Source organism: Parabacteroides sp. HGS0025, assembly GCF_000969845.1.
Taxonomy (GTDB): Bacteria; Bacteroidota; Bacteroidia; order Bacteroidales; family Tannerellaceae; genus Parabacteroides; species Parabacteroides gordonii.
In genome coordinates this window covers 1,194,026-1,206,550 of sequence record NZ_KQ033902.1, presented here as the reverse complement: position 1 = coordinate 1,206,550, position 12,525 = coordinate 1,194,026, and the positions used below count along the sequence as shown (strand labels likewise).

Annotated in this window: 16 protein-coding genes; 11 read left to right on the top strand and 5 right to left on the bottom strand. The window is 50.9% G+C overall.

Annotated elements, in window-relative coordinates; genetic code table 11:
* Positions 1-9 precede the first annotated feature (9 nt).
* From HMPREF1212_RS27260 to bioD, 7 genes are all read left to right on the top strand, one after another.
* Entirely contained in the window at positions 10-411 is a 402-nt protein-coding gene (locus tag HMPREF1212_RS27260; RefSeq protein ID WP_046148549.1) for a hypothetical protein, read from the top strand.
* Between the two features lie 12 nt (positions 412-423).
* On the top strand, positions 424-1,404 hold the full coding sequence (gene bioB / locus HMPREF1212_RS04280; RefSeq protein WP_046148548.1) for a biotin synthase BioB: 981 nt from the start codon (positions 424-426) through the stop codon (positions 1,402-1,404).
* Between the two features lie 102 nt (positions 1,405-1,506).
* Positions 1,507-2,781, top strand: a complete 1,275-nt coding sequence (gene bioA, locus HMPREF1212_RS04275; RefSeq protein WP_046148547.1) for an adenosylmethionine--8-amino-7-oxononanoate transaminase — start codon at positions 1,507-1,509, stop codon at positions 2,779-2,781.
* A 95-nt stretch (positions 2,782-2,876) separates the two neighbouring features.
* Positions 2,877-4,016, top strand: coding sequence for an 8-amino-7-oxononanoate synthase (locus HMPREF1212_RS04270; protein ID WP_046148546.1), 1,140 nt, complete (start codon positions 2,877-2,879; stop codon positions 4,014-4,016).
* Between the two features lie 3 nt (positions 4,017-4,019).
* Complete coding sequence (locus HMPREF1212_RS04265; RefSeq protein WP_046148545.1) at positions 4,020-4,685, top strand: DUF452 family protein; 666 nt, start codon at positions 4,020-4,022, stop codon at positions 4,683-4,685.
* Positions 4,661-5,416, top strand: coding sequence for a malonyl-ACP O-methyltransferase BioC (gene bioC, locus HMPREF1212_RS04260; RefSeq protein ID WP_046148544.1), 756 nt, complete (start codon positions 4,661-4,663; stop codon positions 5,414-5,416). The genes HMPREF1212_RS04265 and bioC overlap by 25 nt, the downstream gene beginning before the upstream one ends.
* A 9-nt stretch (positions 5,417-5,425) precedes the next feature.
* On the top strand, positions 5,426-6,103 hold the full coding sequence (gene bioD / locus HMPREF1212_RS04255) for a dethiobiotin synthase (RefSeq protein WP_046148543.1): 678 nt from the start codon (positions 5,426-5,428) through the stop codon (positions 6,101-6,103).
* 67 nt (positions 6,104-6,170) lie between these two features.
* Here bioD and HMPREF1212_RS04250 read toward each other — a convergent pair whose 3' ends face one another.
* From HMPREF1212_RS04250 to HMPREF1212_RS04230, 5 genes are all read right to left on the bottom strand, one after another.
* A complete protein-coding gene (locus HMPREF1212_RS04250; RefSeq protein WP_046148542.1) occupies positions 6,171-6,566 on the bottom strand; it encodes a YkvA family protein in 396 nt (131 codons plus the stop codon).
* A 111-nt stretch (positions 6,567-6,677) separates the two neighbouring features.
* Positions 6,678-7,565, bottom strand: coding sequence for an outer membrane beta-barrel protein (locus HMPREF1212_RS04245; RefSeq protein ID WP_028726248.1), 888 nt, complete (start codon positions 7,563-7,565; stop codon positions 6,678-6,680).
* A 20-nt stretch (positions 7,566-7,585) separates the two neighbouring features.
* Positions 7,586-8,059, bottom strand: a complete 474-nt coding sequence (locus HMPREF1212_RS04240) for a hypothetical protein (RefSeq protein ID WP_028726247.1) — start codon at positions 8,057-8,059, stop codon at positions 7,586-7,588.
* 12 nt (positions 8,060-8,071) lie between these two features.
* Positions 8,072-8,599: a hypothetical protein gene (locus HMPREF1212_RS04235; RefSeq protein WP_028726246.1), complete on the bottom strand. Its 528-nt coding sequence runs from the start codon at positions 8,597-8,599 to the stop codon at positions 8,072-8,074.
* Positions 8,596-9,105 carry an RNA polymerase sigma factor gene (locus tag HMPREF1212_RS04230; protein ID WP_028726245.1) on the bottom strand — a complete coding sequence of 170 codons (510 nt, stop codon included), beginning with the start codon at positions 9,103-9,105 and terminating at the stop codon, positions 8,596-8,598. The genes HMPREF1212_RS04235 and HMPREF1212_RS04230 overlap by 4 nt, the downstream gene beginning before the upstream one ends.
* A gap of 97 nt (positions 9,106-9,202) precedes the next feature.
* Between HMPREF1212_RS04230 and HMPREF1212_RS04225 the strand changes: the two genes are divergently transcribed.
* The 4 genes from HMPREF1212_RS04225 (at position 9,203) to HMPREF1212_RS04210 (ending at position 12,522) form a co-directional block, all read left to right on the top strand.
* Complete coding sequence (locus HMPREF1212_RS04225) at positions 9,203-9,883, top strand: response regulator transcription factor (RefSeq protein ID WP_046148541.1); 681 nt, start codon at positions 9,203-9,205, stop codon at positions 9,881-9,883.
* Positions 9,880-11,148, top strand: coding sequence for a sensor histidine kinase (locus HMPREF1212_RS04220; protein WP_046148540.1), 1,269 nt, complete (start codon positions 9,880-9,882; stop codon positions 11,146-11,148). The genes HMPREF1212_RS04225 and HMPREF1212_RS04220 overlap by 4 nt, the downstream gene beginning before the upstream one ends.
* 68 nt (positions 11,149-11,216) lie before the next feature.
* Entirely contained in the window at positions 11,217-11,657 is a 441-nt protein-coding gene (locus HMPREF1212_RS04215; protein ID WP_046148539.1) for a PepSY-like domain-containing protein, read from the top strand.
* 22 nt (positions 11,658-11,679) lie between these two features.
* Positions 11,680-12,522: a PepSY-like domain-containing protein gene (locus HMPREF1212_RS04210; protein WP_046148538.1), complete on the top strand. Its 843-nt coding sequence runs from the start codon at positions 11,680-11,682 to the stop codon at positions 12,520-12,522.
* Positions 12,523-12,525: the final 3 nt, after the last annotated feature.

Below are 12,525 nucleotides of genomic sequence, written 5' to 3'. Positions count from 1 at the left end.
CGTACAGAGATGAAGTTGCAGCGAAGACATTTCATTCAGAATTCTTTCCGGTTCAGAAGATGGAGCCGGAAAGGATATGCTGCATTCTTCAGTCTTAGCCGGGCGGTTACGATCGGACAGCTTTCTTCGAATGTATCAGAAAGGTTCCAGATCAAGAACGGTACGGTTCACTCGTCGGTACTGTTTACGGATCAGAGTAATCCGGAAGATAAGGAAAGGAATACAGAGCTCCTGCAAGGGGAATCGTATGCAGAAACCTTACCGCGTTTATCACTGGTATTACTTTTGTTATTCACTATACAGACTACTAAACAGACTGTAGCAGCAGCTTCGTCTGCCTATACATATATTTATATCCTAAAGCGGGAAGTATCAGTTTACACTGGGACTTTCCGCTTTTTTATTTCCTAATGATAAAACAAGATGATTGAAACACTTAAACAGTTAGTTATTGAAGGGGGAAAGATCAATGAAAAACAAGCTATTGCCTTATCACAATGTAATGACAAGGAGGCTTTGTATGAGGCGGCCCATCAGATCACACGCCATTTTATGGGAGACAAATTCGATACCTGCTCTATTATAAATGCTAAGAGCGGGAATTGCAGTGAGAACTGTAAGTGGTGTGCACAGTCCGGTCACTATAACACCAAAGTTACTTTATATCCTTTGCTTCCGGCGGAAGAATGTGTACGTCATGCGGTGCACAACAGGAAACAAGGGATCGGACGTTTCGCATTGGTTACAAGCGGGAAACGTTTATCGGGCAAAGAGATACAGCTGTTGAGCGGGATAGTGGGTAATATTAAAGAGGCCTGCGATATTAAGTGTTGTGCTTCCCTGGGATTACTGGATAAGGAACAACTGAAGACATTGAGGGACAGCGGAGTGGAAAATTATCATTGTAATATAGAAACTGCACCTTCTTATTTCCGCACATTGTGTACGACACATACGATCGAGGAGAAGATGGAGACGATCAACCAGGCCAGGGAATTAGGTTTCCGTATCTGCTCGGGCGGCATCATCGGTATGGGAGAGACGATGGAGCAACGGATCGAGATGGCGCTGTTCCTTCAGCGGGAACAAGTCTACTCCATTCCCCTTAATATGCTGCAACCTATTCCGGGGACTCCGTTGGGAGATACTCCTTTATTATCAGAGGAGGAGTTCCTGACTACCATTGCGCTATTCAGGTTCATTAATCCCCAGGCTTATTTACGCTTTTCGGGAGGAAGGGCGCTAATGAGCAGGAAAGCACAACAGAAGGCATTGTATATCGGGATCAATGCGGCTATCATTGGAGATTTGCTTACGACGATCGGAAGCCGGGTGGAAGAAGATAAGGTGCTCTTCACGGAAGCCGGGTATTCGTTAACCAGAGATACCGATTGGGTCGGATGAAACAGAGAAGGGAATAAAGAGAATAGAGAGAGGATCATACGAATGAGACAGAAACAATAACAACGACAATATAAATAAAATAACAACGATAATACAGATAAAATGACAACAGAGGAACTGATACAATATGACAGGGAACATATCTGGCATCCTTACACATCGACGATCGATCCGCTGCCGGTCTATCCGGTGGCAGGTGCGGAAGGGGTGGAACTGATTTTACAGGACGGCAGACGTTTGGTTGACGGGATGTCTTCGTGGTGGGCGGCCGTACACGGGTATAATCATCCGGTACTGAATGAGGCGGCCGGAAAGCAGTTGGAGAAGATGAGCCACGTCATGTTCGGCGGTATCACGCATCAGCCGGCGGTGGAGTTGGCGGAGAAACTGCTGGGTATTCTGCCGATGGAACTGGAGAAGATATTCTTTGCTGACAGTGGCTCCGTGGCCGTAGAGGTGGCTATGAAAATGGCGATCCAATACTGGCAGTCGCAAGGGAAAAGCGGCAAGTATCGGTTTGCGACTATCCGTAGCGGGTATCACGGGGATACGTGGCATGCGATGTCGGTCTGCGATCCGGTGACGGGGATGCATGGGATATTTGCGGGCAGCCTTCAAGTGCAGTATTTCATTCCTCAACCGTCGGTGAAGTTCGGGGAGGAATGGGATGAGGAAGCGATGACACCGTTGAAGGATTTGCTGGAGGAGCATGCAGACGATATCGCCGCCCTGATCCTGGAGCCGGTTGTACAAGGGGCGGGAGGCATGTATTTCTACTCACCCACCTTTCTTGTCAGGGCTAAGGAGTTATGCGAAGCGTACGGGGTGCTGCTGATCTTTGATGAGATTGCAACAGGCTTCGGACGTACGGGTAAGTTGTTTGCCTGGGAACATGCGGGCGTGGTACCGGACATCATGTGCATCGGCAAGGCATTGACAGGCGGGTATCTGACGTTGTCGGCAACATTGACGACAAAGCAGGTGGCCGATACGATCTGCTCCGGTGAAGCGGGATGCTTCATGCACGGGCCGACCTTTATGGGGAATCCGCTGGCCTGTGCGATTGCTTCGGCTTCCGTCACACTGTTGCTGGAAAGCGATTGGAAAGGGAAGGTGGATGCTATCGAGGCACAACTCCGGCGGGAACTAGAGCCTGCGCGGTCGTTCGGAAACGTACAGGAGATGCGCGTACTCGGGGCGATCGGGGTTATCGAAATGAAAGAGCCGGTCAATATGGCAGTACTGCAACGGCGTTTCGTAGAAGCAGGTATCTGGGTAAGGCCTTTCGGCAAGCTCGTTTATCTGATGCCGCCGTTTATCATCCGGCCGGAGCAGTTGAGCAGGCTGACGGAAGGGGTATTAAAGTGCATAAGGTAAAGCGGTAACACCCCCCCCTACCCCCTCTCAAGAGGGGAAGGAGTCACCATCAGTTGCCAGAATCCGGACACTAAATTATTTTAAACAGACAAACAATGAAAGATTATACAACGAAACTGAATGAATTGAAGGCAGCCGGCAATCTGCGCCGTCTGCCGGAAATCGTGCATAAGGGGTGCATGGTAGAAAGGGACGGGCAATGGATGCTCAATTTGTCTTCAAATGATTATCTGGGACTGGCTTCACGAGCCGACCTGCGGAATGCGTTTCTGGAAGAGCTGAAAGACGGGGAACTCCCCCTCTCCTCTTCCTCTTCCCGCCTGCTGACCGGTAACTTTACGGCCTACACCGCACTGGAACAGCTTATGTCCGAACGCTTCGGCCGCGAATCAGCCCTGCTTTTCAACAGCGGTTACCATGCCAATACGGGCATACTCCCTGCACTGGCCGACAAACAGACACTGATCCTTGCCGACAAACTGGTTCACGCCAGCATTATCGACGGCATACTGCTTAGTGGGGCACCCTTCCAACGGTATCGCCACAACGATTACGAGCAACTGGAGACGCTGCTGAAGAAGAATGCCGCCCGGTTCGAACAAGTCTTTATCGTCACCGAAAGCATCTTCAGCATGGATGGCGACGTGGCAGACCTTCGTCGGCTGGTGGAACTGAAAAAGAGCTACCCCAACGTCTGCCTGTACGTGGACGAAGCACATGCCATCGGCGTACGCGGCCGTAACGGGCTGGGCATCGCGGAAGAACAGGATTGCATCTCCGAAATAGACCTTCTGGTCGGCACTTTCGGCAAGGCGCTGGCCTCTATGGGGGCTTATGTGGTCTGTAGCCGGGTGATCCGCGAGTACCTGATCAACTGTATGCGTCCGCTGATATTCAGCACCGCACTTCCCCCGGCACAAATTGCCTGGACGCAGTTCCTTTTTGAACGGCTTCCCGACTTCGCAGAAGAACGCAAGCGGCTGACCCTGACAAGCAGCCTGCTGGCCGATGCCCTGCGGGGAAAAGGGGGAGAGATCAGCGGCAGCCATATCATCCCCTATATTATCGGGGAGAATGAAGCTTGCATCCTTCGTGCGGAAGAGCTGCAAAGGAAAGGCTTCTACTGCCTTCCCGTCCGTCCCCCGACGGTACCGAAAGGAACGGCACGGATACGCTTCTCGTTGACGGCGGATGTGACACAGGATCAGATCACCCAATTAATAAAGAACAGTTGAAACATGAAAATAATAAAACAACAAACCGCCCATCCCTCTTCGCTTCTCCTCTTTTTTGCAGGCTGGTCGGCCGCGCCGGAACTTTTCACCCGGCTGAAAGCGGACGAAGGGACGGACGTCATGATTTGCTACGACTACCGGGAGATTGGTTTCGCGGAAGACCTCACCCGTTATAAAGAGATCCACCTCATCGCCTGGTCGATGGGCGTCCGGATGGCCGAGCTCGCCATCGGCGGGAAATACAGGCTGCGGACGGCAACCGCCATCAACGGTACCCCCCGCCCGATCGACGACCGTTACGGCATCCCCGTAGACATCTTCCGCGGCACGCTCGACAACCTGACGGCCGAAGGACTCAGCCGCTTCAACCGCCGCATGTGCGGTAGCCGCGACACCCTCGCCCGATACGAAGCCATCCGCCCCCGCCCCCTCGAAGAAGTGCGCGATGAACTGCAACACATCTACGACCTCTGCCGCGTCCAGCCGCAACCGGACACCGCTCCCCACGTCACCCCTATCCGTTGGACACGTGCCCTCATCAGCTCGGACGACCGCATCTTCCCCGCTGCCAACCAACACGAATACTGGGACACCCGCTGCCCCGAAGTACTGGAAATCAAATCACCACATTACCCCTTCTACTTATGGAACCGATGGAACGAATTATAACCCGCTTCACCCGTGCCCTCGACACATACGACCGGCATGCCGACGCGCAACAACAAATCTGCCGACGACTAACCGGACTTCTTGCCCGTCACACCGGCATGCATTTCCGGCGCGTCCTCGAAATCGGTTGCGGCACAGGCTGCCTCACCCGCCTGCTGAAAGAATGCAGCGTGATCGATGAATGGTACCTCAACGACCTCTGCGAAGCCTGCCGGACGAAGGTCGCCACCCTCTTCCCCGGCCAGACGCCATTCTTTATTGCCGGTGATGCAGAAGGTATCGAGTTTCCCGGCCGCTTCGACCTGATCGCCTCCGCTTCCGCCTTCCAATGGATTGGCGAGCCCGCGACATTCCTGCATAAGCTGGCCGGAATGCTATCGCCGGGTGGCAACCTGCTGTTCAATACCTTCGCCCCCGGCAACCTGGAAGAGATACGCCAACTGACCGGCTGCGGCCTCCCCTATCCCTCCGCCGGGCAATTAAATGAATGGCTGGCCAAAGATTTCCAGGTGTTGCATATACGTGAAGAAGAAATAATACTTACCTTCGACACACCTCTCGATGTACTCCGCCATCTGAAGCACACCGGGGTGACGGCGACAAGCAACGGCGCATGGACACGGGGGCGGCAGCAGGAGTTCTGCCGTGAATACACCCGGCTCTACAGCACCGATACAAACAAAGTCAGACTAACATATCGCCCGCTGTATGTGCTCGCGGTAAAAAAATAATAAACGAATATGGAAAATAAAGTAATCTTTATCACCGGCATCGACACAAGCGTAGGCAAAACCTATGCTACAGGCGTCCTTGCCCGTTCAATGAAAGCCCTCGGCCGATCGGTCTGCACCATGAAGATGGTGCAGACCGGATGCGAAGGAATATCCGAAGACATCGAAATGCACCGCCGGCTGATGGGTATTCCGCTCACCGACGAAGACCGCATGGGCTTGACTTGTCCCTACCTTTTCAAATATCCTTGCTCGCCCCACATGGCTGCTGCGATGGAAAAAAATGAAATTATTCCGTTTACAATTAGCATGAATATCGAGCAAATGCAACAACATTATAACCAAATCCTGATCGAAGCGGCCGGTGGATTGATGGTGCCATTAAACTTCGATATGCTGACGATCGAATACATCAGGGAGCGTCATTACCCTGTCGTGCTCGTCACCAGCGGTAAACTGGGAAGCATCAACCACACGTTGCTAAGTCTCTTTGCCTGTGCACAGTACGGCATAAAGATACTGGCCGTGATCTACAATCAATACCCCAAGATCGATGCCAAGATAGAAGAGAATACCTACCAATATCTCGAGCGCTATATCTCGCACAACTACCCCGGCACGCAACTGCTCACCCTACCCGAAGAGGACGCGGAAGGGAAAGCGGTTTTTACGAATTTATGGTTCTAGGAAGGAAAGGGATGCAGGGATTATGCATCCCTTTCTTTGGTTTTATTTCTTTTATGATTCCTCTTTTTCAAAGATTATCCGTCCCCATCACCTCTGCCACGCGCTGGTTGGCACGTGCCTTGATTTCCGGGGTGATGCTGTCTTTGACGAGCTTAAGGACGAGGGTCATTACCGCGATATCGTCGGTAAAGCCGATCACAGGGAGGATGCCGTCGGGGATCAGGTCGATCGGCAGGATGAAGTAACCGAGTGCACCCACGATATATGCTTTATGCTGAAGGGAGACTTTATCGTCCTGCAACATATAATAAAGGGTGAATACAGGCAGCAGGACAGTCGCCCCGACCTTCTTCGCCACCCGCTCTATCTTCTTCCACAGACGGTTGTCGGAGTAATAAGTACCGTATTTCTCTATCTCGTGTACCTCTTCGAAAGGCACATCTTCAATTCTATTCGTATTCATAGCCGTTCTTTTTATATCTGTCCGGGCAGTCCGTAGACCACCCGGTTACAAAGATAGGAAAATTATGCGGAAAATAAACTCCGCCACTATCCTTCAATAGCTTATGTCTTTCTATATATGAAGATGCAACCCGAACGAGATCGGATTAACCGCAGGCCCCCGGTTGTTCTCGAACAGTTCGATGGGCGAATACTTGAAGTAAGCCCCCATGCAGCCGGTGCCGACCTGGAAAAGCAGATCCATTGTCACAGGGTGGATATTCATGCCGCCGTCCATCTTTTCGGTGCGGCTCTTGTCGCGCTCGTCGCGGTACGTCACCTTCGAGGAAGACATGGTTTTGACCACTCCCACCACGCCGGCTGAGACGAAGAAACGCGGACGGTGGCGTACCTTCTTGGTCTGCCATTCCAGCAATACCGGAATGGTAATACTGGTGATATTCAACCTGCTTTTCTTATATACCATATCTTCCGGGGCGGGAACGAGTACCGTAACGCCGTCGATCTCTTTCAGATACCCGTTCGTATCCAGCCGGTAACGGTTCCAGCGCAGGCCGGCTCCGGTGACTACCGCCCAGTTATAGCGGGAGAACGGCAGGCTGAATTCCATAAAGTTGAGGTTGAGCTCCCAGGAGTTGCCTTTGCGCAGCGTCAGGTTGTCGCCGATGAAGCTATTGAAGCCCAGGCCGATACCTGCCCAGTGGGCGGAGAAGTCGCGATCCCAGGTAGGCACGGGGATCGAGAGCGTGCGGATATGTTTGCGTCGCTCATAACTCTGGCCGTCGCGGTAGTGACCTTCGAACACCATCTCATCGTCGATGGAGTCGCCCTCTTCCGTCAGCTCATAGACGCGGACTTTCATACGGTCGCCGTTATCTTTCACTTCAATGCGTTTCTTATCCAGGGTGATAATGGTATCTGCGGGTATCGGTTCAACTCCGGCGGCCGGCAATCCCATGAGGGGAAGGCAAAAGGCCATGATCAGTAACAATCTTTTCATCTTCGTATTTGTTTAGTTGTTTATAAATCTTTTTTAGTGAACAGGATGGTGATCAGGTCTTCACTGTCGAGGTCTCCCTCGATGTAGACCAGGGTGATCACGCCTTTCGAGCTTACCTTGAAGAGGACGAAGCGGTTGATGTCGGCTTCCTTGCCGGGCAACTGGTAGTAGGCGGAGATAACGCCGCCGTCGTCGGTCACTTCCTTGATCTTGCGGGCGCCTTTCTGGTCGGCTTCCAGGCATTGGCGGGTGAAGCGCAGGGCATCGGGATCGTTCTTGATGGTGATGCTCTTATACCGGGTCATGCCGTAGGTTTCAAGCATTTCGTTGGATAGCTCGACCATAGTTACATTCTTCTTCCGTCCGTAACGCTGGAAGACATCCTGTATCTTCAGATCCTTTTGCAGGACTTCGGCATCTGTCGCCCCGGCTCCCGAAGGGAACAGCAGAAGGGCTGCCAACAATACTAATAAAGTGTATCTTATCTGTTTCATCGCTACATGTTTTTATTCGTCATCACTAAATATGGAACCGAGTTCCTTTAACTGGTTATCTATAATCCGGCGGTCGGCTTCGTTGCTGTCTTCTTCGGGGAAGTATTCATCCGCAGGAGTGGCCACCTCTTGCAGTGCCTCGAAAGCCGACAGGCGTACCTTATGGATATCGGTGTAACACCGGCCGTTTATCACGACATAATTCTCCGAACAGAAACAGGGGTCGGTGGGGTACAGTAACTGGCTGACCGCCAACAGCGCCAGCACACAGGCGGCCACCGTAGAGAGCAGGTAGACGACCTTCCGCCGATGCGCTGCGAACCGCCCCGCCGGAAGTGGTTCGGCCGTCACTTCCGACCAGATTTCTTCCGCCCAGTCTTTCTTTTCCGCCCGCTCCTCGTCAAAGTATGCGAACAACGGTTGGTAGGCGGACAGGTGAGCCGGAACATCCCCCGAAGCAAAGAAACGGCGTAGCTCCTGCTCCTCGGCTGCCGAGGTTTCGCCTTCAAAATACCGGTTCAATAATTCTTCTATATTCATAACTGTTCCTGTTTGTTTAACTGTAAAAATTGTTCCCGTATACGTTTCCTGGCTCTTGAAAGGTTACTGCGGACGGCTTCTACCTGCGAGCCTGTGATTTCGGCGATCTCGGCTATCTCGTAGCCTTCCACGTCTTTCATCCGGATGATGGTCTGCTGCACCGTGGGTAGCTGGGAGATCAGCCAGCGGATACGGGCGGCGGCATCCTTCTGCTCGAGTTGCTCGGCCGGGGTACGGGCTCCCGAGTCGATCGACAACGTATCGATATCAATGCCTTCCGGACGGCGTGCCCGCAGCTTGTCGAGTGTCAGGTTCTTGGTGACTTGCATCGCCAGGGCTTCCACACTATGATAGCCGTCCAGCTTCTCACGGATATACCAGAGCTTCAGCAAGGCTTCCTGCACGATATCCTCGGCATCTGCCCGCTCCTGCATCATTCGTAAGGAAAAGTTGATCAGCTTCTCCCGGAGTGGTAGTACGGCTATTTTAAACGTTTCAAGTTCCATTCTGTTATTATGACGACAAAGGAAGGAAAACATAACACGAAAATTCCAGATTTTTGCCAGAATATTTGCATAACTTTGTAAACAAACAAGATAGCTCATGAAAATTCTGATTGTAGAAGATGAAGACGCCCTACGTGAAGTAATGATCCGCTCGCTGGAGAAGGAGCGTTATGTCGTGGAAAGTGCAGCCAACTATAACGAAGCGTTACAGAAGATCAACGACTATGATTACGATTGTATCGTGCTGGATATCATGTTGCCGGGCGGCAGCGGGCTCGATGTGCTCGAGGAACTGAAGAAGATGCGGAAGAAAGACAGTGTCATCATCGTTTCCGCCAAAGACTCGATCGAGGACAAGGTTACCGGGCTCGATCTGGGTGCCGACGATTACCTGACGAAGCCTTTCCATCTGGCGGAATTGAATGCACGCATCAAATGTATCATCCGCCGCAAACAGCAGGATGGGGAGATGCATATCTCACTGGCCAACGTCACCGTTTATCCGGATCGCCATGCGGTCTACATCGGCGATGAGGAGCTGGCCTTGAACCGGAAGGAGTTCGACCTGCTCTATTACTTCGTCACGAACCCCGACCGCCTGATCAGCAAAGGTGCACTGGCGGAGTCTGTCTGGGGAGACTATATCGACCAGGCGGACAGCTTCGACTTTATCTACAGCCAGGTCAAGAACTTGCGTAAGAAGCTGAAGTCGGCCGGGGCTGTCCCCGAGATTAAGGCTGTGTATGGTTTCGGTTATAAAATGGTGAATGAAGAATGAAGCTGATCCATTATACCTTCCGCAACCTCTTGTTTCCGTTACTGGTTATCCTGACGGCCTGGGCTTGTTGTTTCTATTTTGCCATCATGCACGAGGTCGACGACGAGACGAACGATAGCCTGGAGAACTACAAAGAGATTATTATCAAGACTGTCCTGGCCGACACTACGTTGCTGCACGACCATGTGGACATCATGACCAAATATTATATCCGCGAAGTGCCGGAATCGGAAGCCAAGCTGGACAAGGACGAGTTCTTCGACTCCACCATCTACATAGAGATCGAGATGGAGGATGAGCCCGTACGCGTTCTCCGCACCTGGTTCATGACGGCCGACCGGAAGTATTACGAGCTCACGATCATGACTTCCACCCTAGAGAAAGAGGATATGGCGGAAGCGATCTTCTGGAGTATCTTTATTCTTTATATCAGTCTGCTTTGCTGCATCTTGCTGGTGTCGCACTTTGTGTTCAAGTCGAGCTTCCGCCCGCTGTACACGCTGGTCAACTGGCTGAAGGAATACCGGTTAGGGAAACAGCATACGCCCCTGGTGAACGAGACGAAAGTCGATGAGTTCAGAATCCTCAACAAAGCCATCCAGACAACCATCCAGCGCAGTTCGGAGATGTACGACCAGCAGAAACAGTTCGTCGAGAATGCTTCCCATGAACTGCAAACGCCGTTGGCTATCTGTATGAACAAACTGGAACTCCTCAGCGAGAACCCCGATTGCACGGAAGAACAGCTCTTCGAAATAGCCGGTATCAACCATACCTTGCGAGGCATCATCAAGATGAACAAGTCTTTGCTGCTCCTTTCGCGTATCGATAACAAGCAGTTTCCCGATACCGTCGAAATAGACTTCAATAAACTGATCGGCAAGTTCCTGCCGGACTTCGAGGAGATGTATGAATACAAGCACATACAGGTCTCTTACGAGGAAAGCGGTTCATTGCTCTTCACCATGAATGAATCCCTGGCTTCCAACCTGGTCAGCAACTTACTGAAGAATGCGTTTGTACATAACAAAGAGAACGGAACGATCGTCCTCACAGTAACCGCCCGGACACTGACCATCGCGAACAGTAGCGAAAGCCCCGGCCTGAATGAAGCGACCCTGTTCAACCGTTTCGAAAAGCAAACGCACCGGAAGGATTCGACCGGACTGGGCCTGGCCATCGTCAGATCGATCGCGACAATCTATGGTATAAAGGTAAAATATGAATATAAGGGCTTGCATCAATTCATTTTAACATTCAAATGAAGCTCTTTTCCCAAATCTTTCCCAAATGTTGCCTTTCCTTTGCAGTATAAATTAAAAGAAGAAAGCGTATGAAGAAGTTTGGATTAATACTGGTCAGCCTGCTACTGTCGACAATGGCTATTTTTGCAGACAATGAAAAGATAACGAGAGACCAATCAGTCTTACCTGCTGTGTGCCGTAATTTCCTTTCCTCTAATTTCAGCCAGGCGGATATCTCACATATTAAAATAGAAAGTAACCTGTTGGGAACAAAAGGGTACGATGTGATCCTGACGAACGGAGTGAACGTGGAATTCGATAAGTCCGGAGAGTGGAAAGAGATCGAAGCCCGCCACGCTTCTATCCCGATGGAGATCCTGCCGGATAAAATAGCGGCCTACATCAAAACGCATTTTGCCGGCAACACGATTATCTCTATCGACAAAGATACACGCGAATATGAGATCAAGCTCAACAACGACCTTGAACTCAAATTCGACCGTAAAGGTAACTTCAAGAAGTTTGATTAATTAACTAACAAAAGAAATAAGTATGAAGACAAAATTATCTGTATTAGCTTTAGCAATGTGTGGTATGCTTGCGTTTACAAGTTGCGATGACGACGATAACAACTATCTCCCCGACCAGACCATTACAAAAGCATTCGATGAAAAATATCCTGATGCCGGCAAAGTGGAATGGGAAACCAAGGGCGGTTACGAGGTCGCCGAATTCCATGTAAGCGGAAATGAGACGGAAGCCTGGTTCGACAATAAAGGAAACTGGGTGATGACAAAGACCGAGATCAACTTCGGCCTGCTCCCCGAAGCAGTACGCACAAGCCTGAAAGGCAGTGAATATAAGGACTGGAAGTCTACGGACTTCGACAAACTGGAACGTTCTAACGCCGCCACCGTCTATGTGATAGAAGTAGAACAGGGCGAACAGGAATTCGACTTATATTACACCGAAGACGGCATCCTTTTAAAGGCTGTCCCCGATGATGATAACGATAACTTCCACCCCACTGTTGTCCCGCAGGCCATAACAGACGCGATCAACGAAATGTACCCGGGCGCTACCGTATTAGAGTTCGACTCTGAAAAGACCGGTTTCGAAGTGGACATTCTTCACAACAACATCTATAAAGATGTTTACTTCAACACCGGCAACGAATGGCTGTATACCGAATGGGATATAAAAGAAGTAAACCTTCCGGCCATCATCATGAATGCTTACAAGGCATCGGATTATAAAGATTACAGGATCGATGATATCGACGTGATTGAGAACCCGGCAAGTATTTCGTACGTGCTCGAACTCGAAAAAGGCAACGACGAAGTTAAAATGACTATCAGCTCCGAAGGTAAGATCGAAGATGTCCGCAAAGATTAACAA